This window comes from Saccharothrix isguenensis, assembly GCF_052936305.1.
The window spans coordinates 4654089-4673934 of the sequence record NZ_CP193626.1 but is presented as its reverse complement, the minus strand read 5'-3'; the positions used below and the strand labels follow the sequence as shown (position 1 = coordinate 4673934).

Annotated in this window: 18 protein-coding genes and 1 pseudogene; 7 read left to right on the top strand and 12 right to left on the bottom strand. The window is 69.4% G+C overall.

Annotation, left to right across the window (positions count from 1 at the left end; all coding sequences use genetic code 11):
• Positions 1-368: 368 nt before the first annotated feature.
• Positions 369-965: a hypothetical protein gene (locus tag ACRAKI_RS21015; protein WP_447002212.1), complete on the top strand. Its 597-nt coding sequence runs from the start codon at positions 369-371 to the stop codon at positions 963-965.
• A gap of 143 nt (positions 966-1108) precedes the next feature.
• On the opposite strand, the pseudogene ACRAKI_RS21010 reads toward ACRAKI_RS21015, so the two are convergent.
• The 4 genes and pseudogenes from ACRAKI_RS21010 to ACRAKI_RS20995 form a co-directional block, all read right to left on the bottom strand.
• Positions 1109-1180, bottom strand: a pseudogene (locus ACRAKI_RS21010) (HTH domain-containing protein); the annotation flags it as partial.
• A 346-nt stretch (positions 1181-1526) separates the two neighbouring features.
• Positions 1527-1736: a hypothetical protein gene (locus ACRAKI_RS21005; protein ID WP_447002211.1), complete on the bottom strand. Its 210-nt coding sequence runs from the start codon at positions 1734-1736 to the stop codon at positions 1527-1529.
• 133 nt (positions 1737-1869) lie between these two features.
• Positions 1870-2814, bottom strand: a complete 945-nt coding sequence (locus ACRAKI_RS21000) for an anti-sigma factor RsbA family regulatory protein (protein WP_447002210.1) — start codon at positions 2812-2814, stop codon at positions 1870-1872.
• Positions 2811-3641: an MEDS domain-containing protein gene (locus ACRAKI_RS20995; RefSeq protein ID WP_447002209.1), complete on the bottom strand. Its 831-nt coding sequence runs from the start codon at positions 3639-3641 to the stop codon at positions 2811-2813. The genes ACRAKI_RS21000 and ACRAKI_RS20995 overlap by 4 nt, the downstream gene beginning before the upstream one ends.
• Before the next feature lie 386 nt (positions 3642-4027).
• Between ACRAKI_RS20995 and ACRAKI_RS20990 the strand changes: the two genes are divergently transcribed.
• Both ACRAKI_RS20990 and ACRAKI_RS20985 read left to right on the top strand, forming a co-directional pair.
• A complete protein-coding gene (locus ACRAKI_RS20990) occupies positions 4028-4816 on the top strand; it encodes a PIG-L deacetylase family protein (protein WP_447002208.1) in 789 nt (262 codons plus the stop codon).
• A 33-nt stretch (positions 4817-4849) separates the two neighbouring features.
• A complete protein-coding gene (locus tag ACRAKI_RS20985; RefSeq protein ID WP_447002207.1) occupies positions 4850-6391 on the top strand; it encodes a CocE/NonD family hydrolase in 1542 nt (513 codons plus the stop codon).
• Between the two features lie 236 nt (positions 6392-6627).
• On the opposite strand, the gene ACRAKI_RS20980 is transcribed toward ACRAKI_RS20985, so the two are convergent.
• Positions 6628-7497: a hypothetical protein gene (locus tag ACRAKI_RS20980; RefSeq protein ID WP_447002206.1), complete on the bottom strand. Its 870-nt coding sequence runs from the start codon at positions 7495-7497 to the stop codon at positions 6628-6630.
• Positions 7494-8567 (bottom strand): glycosyltransferase family 4 protein, encoded by a 1074-nt coding sequence (locus tag ACRAKI_RS20975; protein WP_447002205.1) that lies wholly within the window; start codon positions 8565-8567, stop codon positions 7494-7496. The genes ACRAKI_RS20980 and ACRAKI_RS20975 overlap by 4 nt, the downstream gene beginning before the upstream one ends.
• 62 nt (positions 8568-8629) lie before the next feature.
• Here ACRAKI_RS20975 and ACRAKI_RS20970 point away from each other — a divergent pair, with 62 nt between their 5' ends.
• Entirely contained in the window at positions 8630-9583 is a 954-nt protein-coding gene (locus ACRAKI_RS20970; RefSeq protein ID WP_447002204.1) for an alpha/beta fold hydrolase, read from the top strand.
• Here ACRAKI_RS20970 and ACRAKI_RS20965 read toward each other — a convergent pair whose 3' ends face one another.
• From ACRAKI_RS20965 to ACRAKI_RS20955, 3 genes are all read right to left on the bottom strand, one after another.
• Positions 9584-10327: a lysophospholipid acyltransferase family protein gene (locus tag ACRAKI_RS20965; RefSeq protein ID WP_447002203.1), complete on the bottom strand. Its 744-nt coding sequence runs from the start codon at positions 10325-10327 to the stop codon at positions 9584-9586.
• Positions 10328-10353: 26 nt separating this feature from the next.
• On the bottom strand, positions 10354-10848 hold the full coding sequence (locus ACRAKI_RS20960) for a hypothetical protein (RefSeq protein ID WP_447002202.1): 495 nt from the start codon (positions 10846-10848) through the stop codon (positions 10354-10356).
• A 690-nt stretch (positions 10849-11538) separates the two neighbouring features.
• Positions 11539-11835, bottom strand: coding sequence for a hypothetical protein (locus ACRAKI_RS20955; protein WP_447002201.1), 297 nt, complete (start codon positions 11833-11835; stop codon positions 11539-11541).
• Positions 11836-12431: 596 nt separating this feature from the next.
• Here ACRAKI_RS20955 and ACRAKI_RS20950 point away from each other — a divergent pair.
• The gene (locus ACRAKI_RS20950; RefSeq protein ID WP_447002200.1) at positions 12432-12959 is read left to right on the top strand and encodes an ATP-binding protein; all 528 of its coding nucleotides are present in this window, start codon (positions 12432-12434) and stop codon (positions 12957-12959) included.
• Positions 12960-13322: 363 nt separating this feature from the next.
• A complete protein-coding gene (locus ACRAKI_RS20945; protein ID WP_447002199.1) occupies positions 13323-13700 on the top strand; it encodes an ATP-binding protein in 378 nt (125 codons plus the stop codon).
• A gap of 443 nt (positions 13701-14143) precedes the next feature.
• Here the strand turns inward: ACRAKI_RS20945 and ACRAKI_RS20940 are convergent, their stop codons facing one another.
• The 3 genes from ACRAKI_RS20940 to ACRAKI_RS20930 are packed head-to-tail and all read right to left on the bottom strand — an operon-like array spanning position 14144 to position 17869.
• On the bottom strand, positions 14144-15322 hold the full coding sequence (locus ACRAKI_RS20940) for a cytochrome P450 (RefSeq protein WP_447002198.1): 1179 nt from the start codon (positions 15320-15322) through the stop codon (positions 14144-14146).
• Entirely contained in the window at positions 15319-16494 is a 1176-nt protein-coding gene (locus tag ACRAKI_RS20935; protein ID WP_447002197.1) for a cytochrome P450, read from the bottom strand. The genes ACRAKI_RS20940 and ACRAKI_RS20935 overlap by 4 nt, the downstream gene beginning before the upstream one ends.
• A gap of 4 nt (positions 16495-16498) precedes the next feature.
• Positions 16499-17869, bottom strand: coding sequence for a glutamate decarboxylase (locus ACRAKI_RS20930; RefSeq protein WP_447002196.1), 1371 nt, complete (start codon positions 17867-17869; stop codon positions 16499-16501).
• 902 nt (positions 17870-18771) lie between these two features.
• On the opposite strand from ACRAKI_RS20930, the gene ACRAKI_RS20925 reads away from it, so the two are divergent.
• Positions 18772-19797: a calcium-binding protein gene (locus ACRAKI_RS20925; RefSeq protein ID WP_447002195.1), complete on the top strand. Its 1026-nt coding sequence runs from the start codon at positions 18772-18774 to the stop codon at positions 19795-19797.
• Positions 19798-19846: the final 49 nt, after the last annotated feature.

The following is a 19846-nucleotide window of genomic DNA, read 5'->3' as shown; positions in this document are numbered from 1 at the left end:
CCGGACCCACGTGTCCGCGGACCTGGCGCTGATCGGGTGGCGGAAGCCGGCGGTGCCCGACACCGTGGAGCTCGCGACCAAACCCGTACTGGCCCGCGCGATGCCGGCCCGGGCGTTGGACGTCTGTGGGGTGCCAGAAGTCGGCGCATGGTCTGACCTGGGGTTGAGCTGCTGTGGATCGTACTCGTTGATCAGGTCGCCGGTTCGACGACTTGACCGCCTTCCGCCTTCCTCCGACGCACGATCCGCAGCCCTGTTTTTCGTACTACGGTCCCGTAGCGGGTATACCGGCTGAGACACCGCAGGCACTGCCGCCGCCGGCGGCGGCAGTGTGGCGACTTGGCGGCGATACGGCATGAGGAGGCAGGGTGGTGGAGCAGTCCCCGAGTTCCCGACGACCTCTACCCGACCCCGGCGTCTACGGGGAGAGGGAGGTGCGGGAGTTCCTCGACCCGTGGCACCCGCGAGCCAGCGTCGAAACCGACCGTCAAGAGCAGGTGTTCGTCGATCCTGAGCGCGTGCTGGACAACATCACCCTGGCCCTGCACCGGCTCGACGTCGACATCGACTCGCCGCCGGCGTTCGAACCCGACACGGTCACGGTGAACGAGCTGGCGGTCATGCTCGACGACCTCGATCGGACGGCGGCACTGGTGGCGCGCCTCGTCAACATCGCCGTGCAGCTCATGACCGCCCGCTACCCGGAGGCGCTCGTCCGCTTCCCGCTGCCTGAGACTTACGACCTGCGCGATGTCGATCGCCTGGCCATCGGCGACCGCGAACACCGCCTCGCCCGCGACATCCTCAACCAGCGTCTGGGCACCGACGCCGACCTGCACCCCGACGACCTCGTGGAGCACCTGCGCCCGCTGGACCCCGGAGAGCAGGTCCACCTCCTGGTCGCATTGTGCCGCATGTACCGCCACAAGCTCCTGGCCCTCAAACACCACACCGGCACCTACTGACGCCATCGAGCCAACCTCGGTGTTCATGATCTTCGGGGTGCCGGTCAGGCCGTCCACGGTCACCGGACCTCGGCGATGCGGATGCGGGAAACACCGTCGCACCGACGAGACTCCGCTGTCTCGTCGGGCGGAGGTGGTGGCGATGGGTAGCCGAGTTCGCGCAGCCGGTCGGCGTCGCGGCGCACCGTGCGCGGGCTGACCTCCAGCCGCGCGGCTGCCAGTGTCCGTCATGGCCACAGCCCACCTGAACTTCCGCGGCGACGCCCCCGCCGCTTGGAGTTCTACCAGTCCGTCTTCGGCGGCCAACTCGCCGTCGTCAGCGCGCACAACGGGTAGCACGCAACGACCACGGGTGGGAGGCACCCCGCCGCCCACCCGTTGCCGAGCCGGGGTTCAGTCGCCGGATCGCGGCGGACTTGTCGTTCGTGCAGCTCAACGCCGCCGGGTCTGCGGTCGGGTTGGAAACCTCCGGTGTCCGTCCAGAGGTGGCTCGTCAGCGGCGGACGCGCGGTGAGGACGTCCGACCGGAATGGGAAGTCGACATCGTCAGTACTGCGCGTCCTACCTCTTCTCGGAAGGCGCGGCGGCGATGCACTCGCGGCTCAGGGCCTCGGCCGGGTTGAGCAGGCACGGCGCGAGCGGTTGCCTCGCTCGGGCGAGCAGCACGGGGTGGTCGGGCAGCCACTGCTCCGGTTCCCCGCAGGTCACCTCCCCGATCTGCACGACCGCCGACAGCCCCTGGTCCATGCCGCCGAACCGCTCGGGCGCCACCAGCCCGCAACGCGCTTCGCAGCGCGGCCACCCCTGGGCGCCACCGCTACCTACGAGCACTTAGGGTTCGCATGCCTTCGACCTGCACGTTGAGGACTTCGGCGGGCGCGCGTCGGCCGGGTGGTCCGGGTCGTCAGGTGATGTCGAGGTGGAGTCGCACGGTGGTGCCGGTTGCGGTGGGGTGGATCTCGATCAGGTCGCAGAGCTGGCGCACGATCCACAGGCCGTGGCCGCGGGTTCGGGCGGGGTCCGGCGGCAGGTAGCCGGTGAACCAGTCGGTGAGGGGGGAGGGGCCGTTGTCGGTGATGTCGCAGGTGATCCTGCGGCCGGCGCGGTGCAGGGAGAGCCGGCCGCTCCCGCCGCCGTGTTCGACAGCGTTGGCGACGACTTCGTTCACCGCGATGACCAGGGTGGCGGTGTCGGCGGGCGGCAGGCCGAGCGCCGCGGCATTGGTGGCGGTGAAGCGGCGTGCCGCGGACAGGTCGGGTCCGAAGCGCATGCCGGCGGCGCTCTTCTCGCCGGCTGTGGGTCGGTGCTCCGACTCGCCGCAGAACAGTGCGGGGTCCACGTAGGCGGGGCTGGGCTCGGCGACCGGCCCGGTGACCAGGTCGGGGTGGGTGCGGCGTGCGTCGGCGACGACCTGTTCCGGTAGGGCCCTGGTGTCGTAGGGGCACACGATCCAGGCGGCGGAGTCGGCGAACGCGAGGTTGATGACCGATTCGTACCGCGTCCACTCCGCGGTCGCCAGGGGGTCACGACCGTGCCACACGGGCTCACCGATGATGCGTATCCGCTGGTGGCGGGCGGACCGGTCGTCCACGTAGCGGTGGTAGGCGGCCAGGGTGCGGCCGGGGGCCCGGTACCAGCTGTCGGCGTCGACGAACTCCACGCGCCGGGCATCGTCGCCGAGGCTGTCGCGCAGCAGGGTGATGTTGGCGGTCGTGGTGACCGCCAGCACGGCGTCGTCCCGGTCCAGGCCGTCCAGGCAGAACGGCACGGTTGCGGCCAGGAACTGCTCGTCGGTGTCGTAGATCAGGCCTTGGTGGACGAGCCCGGGGAGGTCCGCGGTGTCGGTCATGCGGTGGTGCCTTCCGTGACGAGGACCAGTCCCGGGGTGCGGTCCCAGCCCACGAGTCGGAACACCTCGCGCAGCGCGGGCGCCAGGTGTTCGACCCGCAGCGTGCGGTCGCCGCCCAAGCGGGCGGCGGTGTCGGCCAAGGCGCGCACGCCGGCGATGTCGATGAACTCCGTAGCGCTCACGTCCACCACCAGGTCGCCGGATCCGTCGACGGCCGCGTCCAGGACTCTGGCCAGGTGGTGGTTGGTGCGCTGGTCGACCGTACCGATCACCCGCAGGCAGCGCGCGCCGGACCGGACGGCCGGGATCACCCGCAGCAGGCTGTCGCTGTGCAGCGGCGCGGGCTCCACCGAGCCGCGGTGGCAGTGCTGGAAGGTCTCCAGCCGATCGGTGGGGAACAGCCTCGCGTCGTACTGGCAGATGGCCGACATGGGCCGTCCGGTGAACACCTCGTCGACCTCGCGCTCGTAGTCCTCCAGCCGCTCACTCCCGGTGACCCCGCGCAGCGCCCAGCTCATCTCCCCGCACACCCGCAGGCCGCGGAAGCCGGACACCAGGCTGTCGTCGACCTCCTGCCGCAGGGTGGCGATCATGGCCGCAGGGGTGAACCGGCCGGCTGCCAGGTAGGAGTCCTCGGCCGTGACCACTCGCAACTGTCCGTCGAGCAGGGCCGACCCGGTGTCGACCCCGGTGGACGTGAGCCACCCGAGCACCGTGGAGGGGGATTGCCGATCGGCGAAGTACAGCACCCTGTCCCCGGCCGCCAAGCCGGTCGACAGGTATTCGGTGACCGTCGTGCGCTGCTCCGCGTCATCGGCGAAGGACAAACACAGGTGATCGCCCGGTCCGATCTCCCGGACCCGGCGCCGCTGTCTGCCGACCGTTGCGGTCACTGCTGTCTCACGATCCTCCGACCGGAAGGCCCACTGGAAACGTCCGAACGTGTGTTCGACCACCAGGGCGCTGTCTCGTACGGCGAGTGTAATGCCGAACCCGGACCTACGTCGCCTTCGTGCGCCGGACCTGCCGGACCTGCCGGACAGATGCTGCCCCGCGACGCGTTCTTCGCCGAGAAGGATCGTGCCGATCCACAAGGTCAGGGTGGTGGTGAACAGGGAGTCGCCGACCTCGGAGACGACCTGGCCCGCCCACGGCAGCCGGAAGTCACGGTTGATCAGCATGCGCCGTCCTCGTCCTGTGGCACCCTCACCGGGTGAGGTCCACCTGTGTCTTCTTTCACGCTCATCCCGACGACGAGGCGTTGTTGACCGCGGGCACGATGGCGCGGCTGGCGGCGGAGGGCCACCGGGTCGTCCTCGTCCTCGCCACGGACGGTGAGGCGGGCCTCGCGGATGCTCTGGCGGGTGACGAACTCGGCAGGGTCCGGCGTGCGGAGGCGCTGTCGTCGGCGCGGGCCCTCGGGGTCGAGCGGGTGGAGTTCTTCGGCTACCGCGATTCCGGGATGATCGGCACGGCTCTGGAGGCGTTCTGCCAGGTGCCCATCGCCGATGTCGCCGCCCGCCTCGCGGAGCTGCTCATCGATGAGGATGCCGAGTTGGTCACCATCTACGACCCCGTTGGTGGATATGGACATCCGGACCACGTCCGCGTGCACGAGGTCGGGGTGGCCGCCACACGCCTGGCAGGCACGCCGATAGTGCTCGAGGCCACCATCGACCGCGCTCTGCTGCTCCGCGGCATGAGGTTCGCCGGCGCGCTCGGTCTGCTGCCCGCCGGCATGCGAGCCGATGTCCTCGCCGGGAAGTACAGTCCGCGCGACGAGATCACGCACCGGGTGAACGTGCGCCGGTACGTGCGGGCCAAGCGCGCGAGCATGTCCTGCCACGGCAGTCAGGCCGGTGGTGGGGAAAGCACCCGCACGCTCGTCGCCCTGCTCCGGCTGCCCTCGTCCCTCTTCCGGCTGACGCTGGGCACCGAGTGGTACGTCCGGCGGGACCTGCCTGCTGGAGCGCGGCTGCGCCATCCACTTGATCATTGCTGATAACCTCCCCGCCGGGGAGAAGGTGATCCGCAGTTGTCCACGCCCATCTCGTTGCGCCGCGAGCGAAGTGTCCGTGTCGAGCGGGATCTGCCGGTCGTGATGGCCGACGGCACCCGCCTGCTCGCCGATCGGTACGTGCCGACAGCGGGCTCCTATTGGCCCACCGTGCTGATCCGCTCCCCGATGGGCCGCAGGCCGCTCGGCTCGTTCTACGGCCGGTTCTTCGCACGCAACGGGTTCCAGGTCGTCGTGCAGGGCGCGCGGGAGCCGGGCGAGTTCCTGCCGTTGCACCGCGAGCGGCAGGACGGGCTCGACACCGTCGCGTGGTTGCGTGAGCAGCCCTGGTTCGACGGCTCGCTCGTGCTGCACGGCATGAGTGCGCTGGGTTTCTGCCATTGGGCGGTCGCGGCGGACATACCCGAGCTCAAGGCGATGTCGGTACAGGTCTCCGCGTCGTCGATCGCCAGTACGATCTTCTTCGGTGGCTCGACGGCGCTCGAGTCCTTGCTGATCTGGGTGTCCAACAACAGCTTCAGGACCGCGGTCATGGCACCCTGGCGAGCCCGCCGCGCCATCCGGTCCGGACGACCGCTGACCGAGCTCGACACCCTCACCAACGGGGTGGCGGTGCCGTTCTACCAGGCGGTGATCGCCGACACCGGTCCTGGCAGTCCACTCAGGACAGCTCTGGACCACAGCTCCGTCGCCCATCGCGCCGAGCTGCCGCCGACGCACCTGGTCGGCGGATGGTACGACATCTTCCTGCCCGGCCAGATCCGCGACTACGAGGCCATGCGGGCGAATGGGCACGAACCGCACCTCACCGTCGGACCGTGGGCGCACTACGACCCACGTCAGCTCGTCACCGCCAATCGCGAGGCGCTGTACTGGTTTCGCGCCCACCTGTTCAGCGGCCACGCAGTGCGCGACCTGCCGGTGCGCCTGTTCGTCACGGGTGCGCGGGAATGGCGGAACTACCCGCACTGGCCGCCGCCCGGCACCTCGGCGCGGTGGCACCTCACCGGTGATCACACGCTCGGCCGGGAGGATCCGGCCGATTCGGCGCCGGACTGTTTCACGTACTCTCCCAAGGACCCCACTCCCGCGCCGAGGGGTCCGGTGATCGTCGGCGATTCCCGGCCGCACGACAACCGGCGGATCGAACGACGGCCGGACGTGCTCACGTACACCAGCGCCCCGCTCACCGAGCCGATGGACGTCATCGGCACCGTGACCGCGGACCTCTTCGTCCGCGCCAGCCGGGACGACACGGACTTCGTCGTGCGGCTGTGCGACGTGCGCCCGGACGGGCGGTCGATCAACGTCTGCGAAGGCCTGCGCCGACTCGGCCCCGGCGAGGACCCCGAAGGGGTGCGACGAATCCTGGTCGAGCTGTGGCCGGCGGCGCATCGATTCGCCCGTGGACACCGCCTGCGGGTGCAGGTGTGCGGCGCCGCCGTGCCTCGGTTCGCGCCGGGAACAGAGCCCGCCGAGCAGGAGCTGTTCCACGACCCGCTCAGGCCTTCGGCCATGGTGTTGCCTGTGGCGGACGCACATGGCTCACCAACCCTCTGATCACGGAGTTCACCGGCTCGGCACTCCTGCGGTGGCTCGCATGCCAGCCGCCTTCGGCCACCACCAGACGTCATAGGGGAATCTGGTGTGCGACAGCAGCTCCACCCTCGCCAGAGGTGTCGCCTACGGTGGCCGTGATCGGCAGGCTCAGGCCATTGACGAAGATGAGCGGGCCTCCGACATGGCCTCATCGTCGATCTCCACGTGCAACTCGACGCCGTCGTCGGCGATCACGGTCACCACCAGTCGCGGAAGGTCTCGAAGGAGACGGCTTCGTTCCGCCCGGAGCGGTTCACGGTGTGGTGCAGGGCCCCGACGAACGCCGCCCTGGACTCCACCGGAACGCCGCGCACGGGCACAACGAGCCTCGGCACCTGCCTTCGGGCCAGGTGCGCGGAGATCCACACGTCGTCCTGCCAGCGGACTTCAGGCGGCCAGCCGTCGAAGTCGTGCACCGCGTCGTCGAGCGCGCCAGGCGGGATCAGGTAACCCCACATGCCCATCAGGACGTCGACCGCCACCGCGGACCGCACAGCCGTGCCGTAGACGTGGCCCAGATAGCGAGGATCGACCCCGAGTCGCACGGGCTGGCCGCGCAGGCCGAGCGCCGCGTCCGGCCGTTGACGATGCGCGCGCAGCAGGTCTTCGACGAACGTGTCCGGGTAGATCGCGTCGTCGTCGGCCACGACGAGCACGGCGTCCGGTTCGGCCCGCAGGACGGGCAGGAACTTGGTCGCAGGTCCCTCGTCCTCGCAGTGCAGTACGTCCACACCGCGTGGCAATGCCGGTGGCGACGGATACGGCATGCCCGTCCGGAGTGACTGCCGTGGCCACGCCAGCACCACGCGATCCGCCGGACTGGTCTGGTCGAGCAGGCCGCGCAGAGCGGGCCGCAAGTACGTCAGGCGGTCCGGCACGGTCGTGAGGGTGACCACCACGCGCTCAGGACGTGACACCGGCGGTCGCGTGGCCGGATCACGCAGGAACAGCCGCGCCGCCCGCACGAGGTCGTGGACCGCGCTGGCAGGGGTGCTGTTGCGGAAACGCTGCAACAGATGTCCGGTGTTGCTGACCGCGATGCGGGCCTGGTGCAGAGCGGCGTTCACGCGGCCGCGCCGACGGCCGGCACCTGCCGTGCGACCGCGTAGCACCGCCGCACACGCTCAAGCACCGCGGGCCATGCGCACTCGTCGGGCATGCGCGCGCGGTTGTGCGCCGACATCCGGTCCCGCAGCCGCCGATCACGGGACAGCAGGGTCAGCGCGTCCACGAGACCGCCGGTGGTTGTCGCGAGCAGACCCTCCTCGCCGTGCGCGATGAAGTCGCCGACGCCGGTATCGCTGCGGCCGATCACCGGGAGGCCCGCGGTCCGCGCCTCCAGCGTGGCCAGCCCGAACGCCTCCCTCGTCGTCACGTTCAGGTAGATGTCCGCGCCGGCAAGCACCTCCCGCACCCCCGCGTGGTCGCGACGGCCGGTGAGCCGCACCCAGTCGGTCATCCGGTGGCGACGCAGGTACAGCGCCATCACGGAGAACAGCGGGCCGGCGCCCACCAAGGTCGCCCGCAACTCCACGTCACCGCCGAGCCGCTCCCTCGTCCGGCGCAGCACCTTCAACAACAGCAAGGGCCTGCGCCGCACCGCCATGCGGCCGACCGAGACCACGTGCACACCCGTGGACCGCCGGGCGGGAGCGCGCCACACCTCGACGGAAATACCGTTGGGGACGACGACATTCAGCACGCGTGGCAGCGCTCGTTCCACCTGCGCCGCCACGGCGGTGCTGACCGACGTCACGACGAACCCGTGCCGCCACCCTCCGACCGCGCCAACACCGCGGTACCACCAGCGCACTGGCATGTCCCACATGCTGTGCACGGTCAGCACCACCGGCACGCCGAGCAACCGCACGCGCCTCGCCGCACCGATTGCGAACGGGGAGAACACGCTCAGGTGAATGTGCGCGACATCGGGGCGGAGTTCCGATAACAACGCACGCACGTCCCTGGCGCGCGAGCCCCGGAACACCCTGAAGGGCAACGATCCGTCGTCTCCGTCCGCCGAGGAGCTCGTGACGACCACGACCTGCTCACCGGCCGCCGCCTGTGCTCGTGCCAACGACTCGACCTGCACCTCGATGCCCCCGACCCGTGGCGCGAACACGTCGGTAAGGTGCATGATCACCAAGGTGACTCCGTCCTCCGACACGGTGCAGCGCATGATCTACTCGCCTGCGGTCCTTGGCAAGCGACAGTCGGCGAATGCGTACTCCGCCATCGTCGACCGAAGGGGTGTTCGTGCAGGCAGACGGAGAAATCGCGGCCACAGGCTGTTGTCTCGTTTCGCGGGTGACCACGGAGGACAACGCGACGCTGCACCTGAAAGTGCGCGCGAACAACGCCGACAGGCCGACTGTGCTGTTCGTCAACGGGCTGAACACCACGATGGTCTACTGGAGCCGCCAGCACGACACCCTCGCCGACCTCGCGACGCTGGTGTTCTTCGACCATCGGGGCCACGGCGGTTCCACGGATTGCGACGTCGCACACGCCACGGTCGCCGCGATCGGTCGCGACGTCGGCGCCGTGATCGACGCGGTCGCACCCGGCGGCCGGGTGATCGTAGTCGCCCACTCCATGGGCGGCATGGCGCTGTACGCCCTGGCTGCGCAACGGCCAAATCTGTTCGGGGACAAGGTGATCGGCGTCGCACTGCTCGACACGGTGCCCGCCAAGTGGAACGTGATCGCGATGCGGCTGCCCCAAACCCTGGCCGACGCCATCGCCCGCGGGTTGTGGCTGGCGGTGCCTCCGCTGCGCCGCCTGGTCACCGACATGTCGGAGCGCAGGCACGCCGTGCCGCACCAACGGCGCCAGACCCGGCGCAAGCGGCCGGGGCCGGCGCGGATGGTCAGGCGACTGGTCACGTCGACGAGGACGATGACCCTGTTGGCACTGCTGGCCGATGCCTCCACCTGTGACCACACCGCCGGGGCCGCCGCGCTCGGCGCAGCGGACGTCCTCGTGATCGCGGGCGATGACGACCACTTCGTTCCGTTGCGCCACAAGAGGAAGGCCGCCGGCCTGATCCCCGGAGCGCGGTTCGTGGTGGTGCCGGGGGCCGGTCACCTCAGTTCCATCCGCAAGCCGGACGAGGTCGACCGGCTCCTGCGCGAGTTCATCTCGGAGCACTGATCATCGGGCACGCGCCGCGTTGTCCGCGGCGTCCATCGCCTCGGCCTCACCCGGTGTGGGCGCGGTGCCGCCGAGGTGACAGGGCTGCCACCACTGCCCCGAACCGGAATCCGGGTATTCGCGCTGTGCCCGTTCCAGCAACGAGAGCATCTGCCGCCGCAGCTCCGCGGTGACCTGCCCGGGTCCGTCACCGGCGCCCGGCCGGAACGGCTCGCCGATCAGCAGTGTGACCGGCACGCCCCGGCGCGACACCTCCCGCCTGCCCGTGGTCCACAGCCGTTGTGGCCCCCACACGGCCACCGGCACCACTGGCACGCCCGCATCGATCGCGATGTGGGCCGCACCGGACTTCAGTTCCTGCAGCGCGTACGACCGTGCGACGGTGCCCTCCGGGAACACCCCGACCGAGTCACCACGCCGGAACGCCTCGAGGGCACCCCGGTAAGCCGACTTGCCGCCGTCGCGTCCGATCGGGATGCTCCGCACGGCGCGCATGTACGGTCCGGTGATCTTCGACGTGACCTGTGACGGCAACGCCAGGAACCGGACTCTCAGCCCCGCCTCGTAACAGGCGTGCACGATGAGGAACGGATCGAGGTAGGACACGTGGTTGGACACGATCACGGCCGGCGTCGTCGGAAGGTTGTGGCGGCCGTCGATCCGCAGGCGCACGCCCATCAACAGCGGTGCGGCCTTCACGACGAGGTTCGTGCATCTGTAGACGATCTCGCCTGCGAGACCCATGGCTGTGCCTTCCGATTGCGCCACGATCACGCGGGCTGCCACCAGTTCCGGAACGTCTCCTTGGCGATGCGCTCGTTGTGGCCGGATCGGTTGACGGTGTGATGCAGGGCGGCAGAAAGCGTATTCGGGGATCTGACAGGGATACCGCTGATCGGCACGACCAACCGCTCCACTCCACGCCGCGCCAGATGTCCCGAGATCCAGATGTCGTCCTGCCACCGCATCTCTTCCGGCCAGCCACTGAAGTCGTGGACGGCGTCATCCAACGCCCGAGGAGGAATCAGGTAACCCCACATCCCCATCAACGCGTCGACCGGCTTCGGACTGGCCAACCCCATGCCGTGCACGTAGACGGGGTAGCGCGAGTCCGTCAGACACCGACCGACCAGCTGGCCGCGGATGCCGACAGCGGCGTCCGGACTGATCCGGTGCGCGGCCAGCAAGGTCGACAGGAAGTCTTGCGGGTAGAGGTAATCGTCATCGACGACGACGATCGCGGAACCAGGCTCGGCGCGCAGCACCGGCAGCAGCTTGGTCGCGGGCCCTACGTCCTCACACCGCAACAGCTCCACCCCGCGGGGCAGGTCGGGAGGCGCTGGATACGGTCGTCCCGTGCGGAGGGAATGCGTCGGCCAGGTCAGCACCACGCGGTCGGCTGGGGTCGCTTGGTCCAGCAGGCTCCGCAGGATCGGCCGTAGGTGTCGCACGCGCTGGGGAATCGTCGACAGCGTGACCACGATGCGTTCGGGTCTCGGAGGAACGCTCCGGCGTCCGGGGTCGCGTCGCAGCAGGCGAGTGGCCCGTACGAGATCACGTCCACAGCCTCGCACCGACTCCCAATCGAGCCGTCGGTGCATGTTCCGTTCCACAGTCGGCACGCACAGCTCCTTCACAGCGCCACCCAGCCCCAATGCTCAAGGCGGCCGGAACCGTGGCGTGAGCGGCCTTCGGCCCACGGAGGCCAGTCTTGTTGATTCACCTTGCAGACAGCTCGCCCTCGCCGTCGATCGACCAAGTGGGTGATCGGCAGTCGCTCATCGGCAGCGTCTCAGGATCACGACGGTTCGGTGCAGCTCAGGCGGGTTCGGTGTTTCGGCTCGCACGCCAAGCGGCCCTGAGGGATTCGAGCTCGGAACGAGGGAAGTGCTCGTTCCATTTGCTGCGGTATGCGCTCTCCCCGTATTTCCTCGCTACCTCGTCGAAGCAACGGATCACCGCCCGTGCGACGGCGTCGACGGTCTGCTGACTCGACCAGACCTCGGTGCCGGCATTGTCGTGCTTGCGACCATCGGGCAGTTCGAGCAGCCGGATCCACACGTCGGTTCCGCCTCGAACTGCGCTCGTGTTTCGTTCTCGCCGAGGACGAGCCTGGGCACGGCGGTCAGGAGGTCCTCGGGGGCGGCGGTGATACAGGAGGCGGTGACCTCGGCCTCCGCCCGGTGATCGGCGGTGACGATGTCGGCCCACCCGGGCCCGGTGAGGTTCCAGGTCACCGACAGTCCGGCCATGGTCGCTCCTTCCGAGGCTGTCAGTCCGGAGACAGGCTCTGGGTTTGGTAGTCGCGTCGCATCGACGTGTTGTCCGTCCGCTGCCGGTTGCCCAGCCGCCGGGCTCGGGCCTGGCGGTGGATGTCGTTGATGCGCAGCAGCCGTGCTTTTCCGGCTGGAGGCTCCGTGCAGGAGTGCGAACATCCCGACGAGGGCCTCATGCGGGTGGAGGTGCTCGCCTGGACCGAGAACACCCTGACGACCTCGTGCACGGTCAGCCCGGATCTTTCGCGTGGCTGACGGCCTGGCTTCAGGCCTTGGCACGTGGCGGTTGCGGGTTCTCCTTCCGGTGTTCGGCTGGTCAGGTCAGTTGTGTAGGTCGTGGAGGCGTTGGTGGCCGGTCGGTCACGATGAGTTCGGCCCAGTGTGCGTGGGCGTCGAGTCGGAGGTGGCGACGACGGCGAATCGTCGGGGGTGAACTCCGGGGTATTCGCTGGTCGGGGGAGACGTGTGTTGAGCTGGTTCTCCGAGCGGGATGTGGACTGATGGGTGGTCCGGAATTGGACTGAATGGCTTAAGCGTGTGTGGGTTGAACGCGTTTCGGGCAACCCGGTCCGGTGACCGATGCCAGTTCCGTCTCTGATCACCGCTCAACCGGGAACCTTCCGGACGCGGGCACTGTGACCGGGTCGCGCGAGGCGGCGACGATTCCGCAGGACGAGCGCGGCGCGGACGGCCACGCCGAAGAGGGGCGCACCGCAGGCCAGGTGGAGATCGAGACCTCCTTGCACTGCGACAACCTCGCCGCCGTGCGCGAGCGCATCGATGAGGCGCTGCACATGCACGACGAGGACTTTGTCCAGGACGCGCGGCTGGTGGCGACGGAGTTGGCCTCCAACGCCTGCGACCACGCCGACGATCCCCGGCACCTGATGCTGCGCCGCGAAGTCCACCCGGATCGCGGACCGGAACTCGTCGTCGAGGTCTGCGACGCCACGCCTGACCGGACCCCCGTCGTCGGGTCGTCCAGCGTCAGTCCGAACCGGGGCAACGGCATGAGGATGGTGGAGACGATCTGCAACGACTGGGGCGTGCGCCACGAGAAGGACCGGAAGATCGTTTGGGGTCGTCTCTCCATGCCCTGAGGAACCCCTGTCGGACATGAGAAGGCGAAACACCTGCAAACGGCGTTCGCCTCGCCCCCGTGATCGACCAGGCAAGGAGCGTTTTGATGGCGGTGCGCAGGTTTCGGCCGAGGAGGCGTTCGCGATGTTGGCCAAGCAGTCCCAGGTGGAGAACGTCGAGCTGCGGGCCGCAGCCGAGCGGTTCATCCGCGCCGTCGTCGCACCGGGTGGGTGATCCCTCGCCGTCTGGTCGGGTAGGCGGCAGCCGGCTGGTCGGGCATGATTGTCTGTCGCGACAGCCGGGCGATCGTGTGAGCGGGGGCCTTCGCCGGTGGAAGGGGACAGGGGCGCGTGGGCGACAGTGACGCCGCAGGGGTGGGGGAGGTGTCGTTCGCTCTCGCTCTCGACGCGCCGTCTGCGCAGTTGGGAGTGGTGCGGCGCTGGGTCGGAGAGGTCCTGGCCGGCTTGGACGAGGACGACCTGGAGGACTGCGTGCTGGTGGTGAACGAGTTGGTGAGCAACGCGTTCGACCACGCCGACGGTCCTCGTCGTGTCCGTCTTCGCTGGTCGTCGGGGCTGTGCGTGGTGCGTGTCGAGGCCGACGACGCGTCACCCGACGGGCTTGTGCTGGGTCGGTCGCGATTGGGTGGCAGCCGTGGCCGTGGGTTGATCATCGTGGAACGTCTGTCCGAGGAGTGGGGTGTCGACGCTCGGGTGGAGGGCAAGACCGTGTGGGCCGAGATGCGTGCTCGTCGAGCGTGATCTGCGGCGACCGCCGCGGCCGCTGGTTGCTCAACGGCGCCGCGTCGAACCCTGTGATGTGCCAGAGTCGGTCACATGACCTGACCTGGGTTTACGCTGCTGTGGTTCGTACTCGTCGATCAGTCCGCCGAGAACTGGTCGGCGGACTGATCGACGAGCAGCATCGCGTCTGCGATCGGGTGGTCCGGTCGTGGTGGGGTGTGTTGTCGGGGTGGGTGTGGGCGGCGGTGGTTGTAGCAGGTTGCGCACTGGTTCAGCCCGCCGCTTTCACCGTGGCGCACGGATCCACCACTCCGGCCCCGCGCGCTCTGCGTGCCCTCAACCTGCATGGATGAGGTTCTCGGCAGGCACGGCGTCGACGGGATCCGGCGTCCGTGGTCTTGCGGGTCGGTGTCCGACGCCGCTCTGCCACGATGTCGCACCGACCGGTCGGATCGACGTGGTCACCAGACGACGTCCAGCGGGCCGGGCAGGCGCAGCTTCCAGCCGTGCGGCGCCGGTCGCCGGCCCGGTGCGGACCGCAGACCCGGTAGTCGGGTCAGCAGCACGTCCACCGACGTCCGTGCAACGGCCATCACGAACGGGAACGCCGGACACCCGTGCGGCCCCGCGCCGAAACCCAGGTTCGTCCGGACGTCGCGGTGCACGTCGAACCGGTCCGGGTCGTCGAACACCCGCTCGTCCCGGTTCGCAGATGCCACGCTCACCGACAGCGTCGCCCCGGCCGGGACGTCCACGCCGCCGAGGGTCACCGCGCGGGTGGTCCGCCTGGTCACGTTGCCCAGCGGCGGCGTCCACCGCATCGCTTCGTTGACGGCGGCGCCGACGAGCCACCGGTGGTCCGACACCTCGGCGAGCACCTCCGGGTCGGCGAGCAGCGCGCTCAGCGTCCACGCGCCGACCCAACCCGCCTGCAGTTGCGCTTGCGCGAGCTGCTTGAACACGGGCAGCACATCCGACTCCGCCCGGGGGTGGCCGGTCGGGCGGTGGGCGTGCAAGGCGTGCGAGAGCACCGAATCGTCCGGGACGGCCCGCACCCGTGCCGCCGCGCGTGTGAGGACGTCGTCCAAGTCTGCCATCGCGTCCGCCACCGCGGTCTGCTTCGCCGGGTCGCGGCTGAAGTTGGTGAGCGCGTCGATGAGCGCGATGCCCCACCACCGCAGCCGGTCGGCCTCCGCGGTGTCCACACCGGACAACCGGGCGTGCGACAGCGTGGCGACGGGCTCGAAGTACGCCGACACCAGCTCCGCGCGACCGGCCGGGGCCAGCTCGGCGGCGAGCTTCTCCGCCCAGGGGCGGACGATGGAGTCGACGTGATCGTTGACGCGGTGCGGCGCGTAGTCCGGTTCGACCGCCCGCCTCAAGTCCTGGTGCACGGCGCCGTTGAGGTTCATCAGCGGAGGTCCACCGCAGAGCCGGACGACGGGCGCGTCGGGGTTGTCCGTGGTGAACGTCCCGGGATCGGTGAGCACGCGCTGGACATCGTCCCAGCGCGTCACCAGCCACTGGTCGACCTCGGGCAGCAGGAACACCGGCTGTTGCGCCCGCAGCCGCGCGTACACCGGGTACGGGTCGGCGTCGAGTTGCGCGAGCAGTGACTCCTCCGTCGTCGATCGGGTCACGACGCCCTCCTCTCCGCCATGTCCCACACCGCGTCGATCGGCCCCGGCAGCCGCAGTTTCCAGCCGTGCGGCGCCGCTTGCCAACCCGGTACCGGCCGCACGCCGGGCATCCGCTCCAGCAGCACGTCCAGTGCGGTGCGCGCCACGGCGGTGACCAGCGGGTGCGCCGGGCAGTCATGTGGTCCGACGCCGAAGCCGAGGTGCATGCGGACATCGCGGTGCAGGTCGAACCGGTCAGGATCGGTGAACTCCGCCTCGTCCCGGTTGGCCGAGGCGATGGCCGCGGCGACCATGCTCCCCGCCGGGATGTCCCGCCCGCCCAGCGTCACGTCCCGCGTGGTGCGCCTGCCCAGCACGCCTACCGGTCCGCTCCACCGCAGTGCCTCGTACACCGCCACGCCTAGCAGCGCCCGGTCGGCGCGGACCGCGGCGAGCTGGTCCGGCGCCGACCACAGCGCCACCAGGGTCCAACCGGCCAGCCAGCCGGGTTCGATCACGCTCAGCGCGATGTGCTTGAGGACCGGCAGCACGTCCGCGTCGGTTCTTGCCTCGCCCCGCCGGTTCGCGTGCAGCAGGTGGGAGATCACCGATCCGTCCGGCTGTTCCCGCAACCGCTGGACGGCCGAGGTCACCTCGGCGTCGGCGGCCATCACCGCGGCCGCGTCGGCGTCCACCGCGGGATCGCGGCCGAAGTTGTTCGCCACCCCGGTCAGCGCTTGCCCCCAGCGGCGCAACGTGTCCGCACCACCGGGACCAACCCCGAGGAGAGTGGCCTCGGCGATGGCCGCGATCGGCTCGAAGTAGTCCGCCGCCAGGTCGACGGACCCGGCCGGGAACACCTCGTCGGCGACGCGGTGCGCGACCGGCCGGGCGATCGTGTCCACGTAGTCGTTGACCCGGTGGGCGTCGTAGTCGTGCCGGAACGCCTCCCGCACGTCCTGGTGCGACTCGCCCTCCCTCAACAACATGGGCGTCCCACCGCACAGCCCGTGCATCGGCGACGCCGGTTGGTCGGTGGTGAAGCGCTCGGTGTCGGTCAGGACGGTGTGCACGTCGCGCCAGCTCGTCACCAGCCACTGACGGGCCTCCGGCACCCAACTGACCGGCTCGTCCCGGCGCAGCCGGGCATAAACGGGGTAGGGGTCGGTCTCCAGTTCCGCGATCGTGACCACGGTGTCAGTCCGCGAACGTCAGGGCGGTCGCCTCCGGCAGCGGGAACGGGTGGCTCCCGAGCCGGTCGGCGTGCTTGGCCAGGCTCTCCAGGAACTTCGACGCGAGGTCGAGCGTGAAACCCTGCCGGCACACGACGCGCAGCACGTGCACGTGCTCCAGGTTCGGCGGCAGGCTGTAGGCGGGCACGTGCCAGCCCTCGCTCTTGAGCGCCTCGGACAGGTGGTACACGGTGAAGCCCGAGGCTTCCGGGTCGCGCAGGCGGAACGCCACCACCGGCAGGTCCTCGCCGTCGCCGATGATCTCGAACGGCCCGACGGCCTCGACGCCCTTCGCGACCTGCCGCGCGACCTCCTGGCACCGCTGCGCGATCATCTGGTAACCGGCCAACCCGTTGCGCAGGAACTGGTAGTACTGCGCGATCACACCGGAGGCCGGCCGGGAGAAGTTGAGCGTGAACGTCGGGTGGTGGCCGCCGAGCACGTTGCAGTCGAAGATCAGCGACTCGGGCAGGTACTCGGGATCGCGCCACAAGCACCAGCCCGACCCCGGGTAGACGAGGCCGAACTTGTGGCCCGACGCGTTGATCGACACCACCCTGGGCAGCGCGAAGTCCCAGGCGAAGTCGACGTCGAGGAACGGCGCGACGAACCCGCCGCTCGCCGCGTCGACGTGCAGCGGTACGTCCACGCCACGGTCCGCCGCCACGGCGTCGAGCGCGGTCGCGATCTCCGCGACCGGGTCGTAGCGCCCGTCCTGGGTGCTGCCGAGCACCGCGACGACCCCGATCGTGTTCTCGTCCACGGCCTCCGCGGTGAGCGCCGGGTCCAGCGTCGTGCGACCCTCTTCGAGCGGCACCATGCGCGCTTCCACGTCCCAGAAGTTGCAGAACTTCGGCCAGCAGACGTGCACGTGGCTGCCGAACACCATGTTCGGCTTACCGGTACCGCCCTGCTCCCTCCAGCGGCGCAGCATGGCCAGTCCGGCCAGCATTGCCGCCTCCGAGCTTCCGCTGGTGGAGCAGCCGATGAACCGGCCGTCGTCCTCGTGCCACAGGTTCGCCAGCGCGTTGATGCACTCCTGCTCGATGTCGGAGCTGGCCGGGTACTCCTCGCGGTTCATGAGGTTGATCGCGGCGGTGTCCGCGTAGATCCGCTCCAGTTCCGGCTCGGCGGCCGTCGTGCAGAACGTGGCCAGGTTCAGCGCCGCCCGGCCGTCCAGCAACAGCCTCGAGTGCACGATGCCCGCCGCGACGCTCGCGGGCATCGGGTCCTCCGGCAGCCTGCCCTTCGGGATGACGTCCTCGTCGATCCGTTGGGCGAAGACAGGGGCGATCTGCAAATCGTGCTCGTCGGTGATCACGCGCTGCAGGCTCATGGCAACCTCATTCGTCAGGAATTTTCGGGAACGGTATGAGGTCTATCGCGACGTCCCGAGCCTGGTTAGCCACTGTTCAGGTGAACCGTGGCCCACTTACGGGTGGTCGATGTGTGAGCAGATCTTCGGTGGCGTGGCCGGTCGTATACAGAAACTATTCTCCACTCACCCGATAATCAGACACGGAAGGGTGAGCAACGCCGGTATGCGCAGCGGAACCCAACACAAAGTTGTGCGCTGCTACTGCACTCCGGTATTGCCGCTGCACCGGGGCCTGACATGCGGAGAGTCACCGACGCCTGTGCCAGTAAGGGCTCGGGCCGCCCGGAGCATACGGCGGTCGACGATCCCGGCGGCGATCGCGGCGAGGTGACGCGGGTCGGACGGCCACCAGGCCGGCCGGGGAACCCCACCAATGGCGCGGGACGTCGAGCACGGCAGAACAGGCGATCACGTGAGCCCTTGGTGTCCGGGACATGATCTTCGCGAGCCTTGTCCCACCAGCGGCTCACGCCCTTCGCGGGTCAGCACCCACTCCGGCGCTAATGGCGATCCCCCCTCGGCTGTTTTGTTGGGAAAACCTCAATGCGCGCAGACGCATGGGGCTTCCCATTTCCCGGAAGGCGCGACGGGTGGAACGAGTCGCGATCACTGCGCTCGTCCGCAATAGGCTGAACGGCTTGCGGCGGAAAACTGGGGGTGGGTGTTGTTGCCGCATAAGTGCGGAGTCGACTGGTGCACGGTTCGAGTGTCATGACATTCCTCCGGCTCAACTACTCCTCGCACGTGTCGGGTATGTCGCCGTAACGTCGTGCCGGATACGCGCGATGACATGGAGGAGTTGCGCAGCTCTCTCATTGTGATCACCGGTTCCGCGTTGAGCGGTGGGGAAGGAGAACGCTGTGCGTAAGTCCAGGATCGAGATGTCCGTCGGTGCGGTGGTGACCGTGGCGGTGGCGGCTGCGTGGTCGTTGGTGGGTGTGCCTGCCGCGCACGCCACGACGACCTGTGACGGAATGGCCGCGACCATCGTCGGCTCCGCGAGCGGCGAGACCCTCACCGGCACGAACGGTGACGACGTGATCGTCGGCTTGGGCGGGGACGACACCATCGTCGGGCTGGCCGGCAACGACCGCGTGTGTGCCGGGGACGGCGACGACACCGTCTACGGCGAGTTCGTCGTGGTGCCCGACGTCCTCCCGGGTCTGCCCGGCCCCGGCCCTCTGGAGAACCTCTCCGACCGGGTGTTCGGCGAGGCCGGTGACGACGTGCTGATCGGCAACTCCGGGACCGGGGTCATCAGTGTCTCGGCGGCCTACGTCGCCGACAACGACCACATCGACGGCGGCCCGGGATCGGACGTCATCTCCGGCGGGTTCCTCGACGTGACGATCACGGCCGTCTCCGGCGGGATCGTCGGACTCAACGACACCCTGATCGGTGGCGACGACCCGGACACCATCTACGGCTACGGCAGGACCATCACCGTGGGGACGGGCGCGGGTCTGGCCGGAGCGGTGTTGATCGGCAACCTCAACGACACCATCTCCGGCGGCGGGGGTGGTGACACGATCTACGGCGACGCGCAGACCGCGAACCTCGGCGTCAGCGCACCCGTGACGGCCGAGACCTCCAACGACACCATCACCGGCGGCGACGGCGACGACACCATCTACGGCGACTACGAGACCCTGAACTCCTCCTCGGGCGCCAAGGCGGTCACCAGCGGCCACCGCGACACCATCGACGCCGGACCGGGTGACGACGTGGTCCACGGCGACGCCGAGAACGGCAACGCCAACTTCATCAGCCTCGTCGTCGGCAACATCGACAACATCGACGGCGGGACCGGCACCGACACCGCCGACGCCGGTCCGAGCCTCGACACCTGCACCAACGTCGAGAACGAGGCCAACTGCGAACTGTGACCACGACGGACACCGCGGCGGCGAGCAGCGGTCGCCGCCGCGGTCGCCG

What these genes read in the sequence shown, in the direction of transcription:
- ACRAKI_RS20955 (WP_447002201.1), bottom strand. Translation starts at nt 11,835, where the DNA reads ATGGCCGGACTGTCGGTGACCTGGAACCTCACCGGGCCCGGGTGGGCC.
- ACRAKI_RS20965 (WP_447002203.1), bottom strand. Translation starts at nt 10,327, where the DNA reads ATGGGTCTCGCAGGCGAGATCGTCTACAGATGCACGAACCTCGTCGTG.
- ACRAKI_RS20930 (WP_447002196.1), bottom strand. Translation starts at nt 17,869, where the DNA reads ATGAGCCTGCAGCGCGTGATCACCGACGAGCACGATTTGCAGATCGCC.
- ACRAKI_RS21000 (WP_447002210.1), bottom strand. Translation starts at nt 2,814, where the DNA reads ATGACCGACACCGCGGACCTCCCCGGGCTCGTCCACCAAGGCCTGATC.
- ACRAKI_RS20975 (WP_447002205.1), bottom strand. Translation starts at nt 8,567, where the DNA reads ATGCACCTTACCGACGTGTTCGCGCCACGGGTCGGGGGCATCGAGGTG.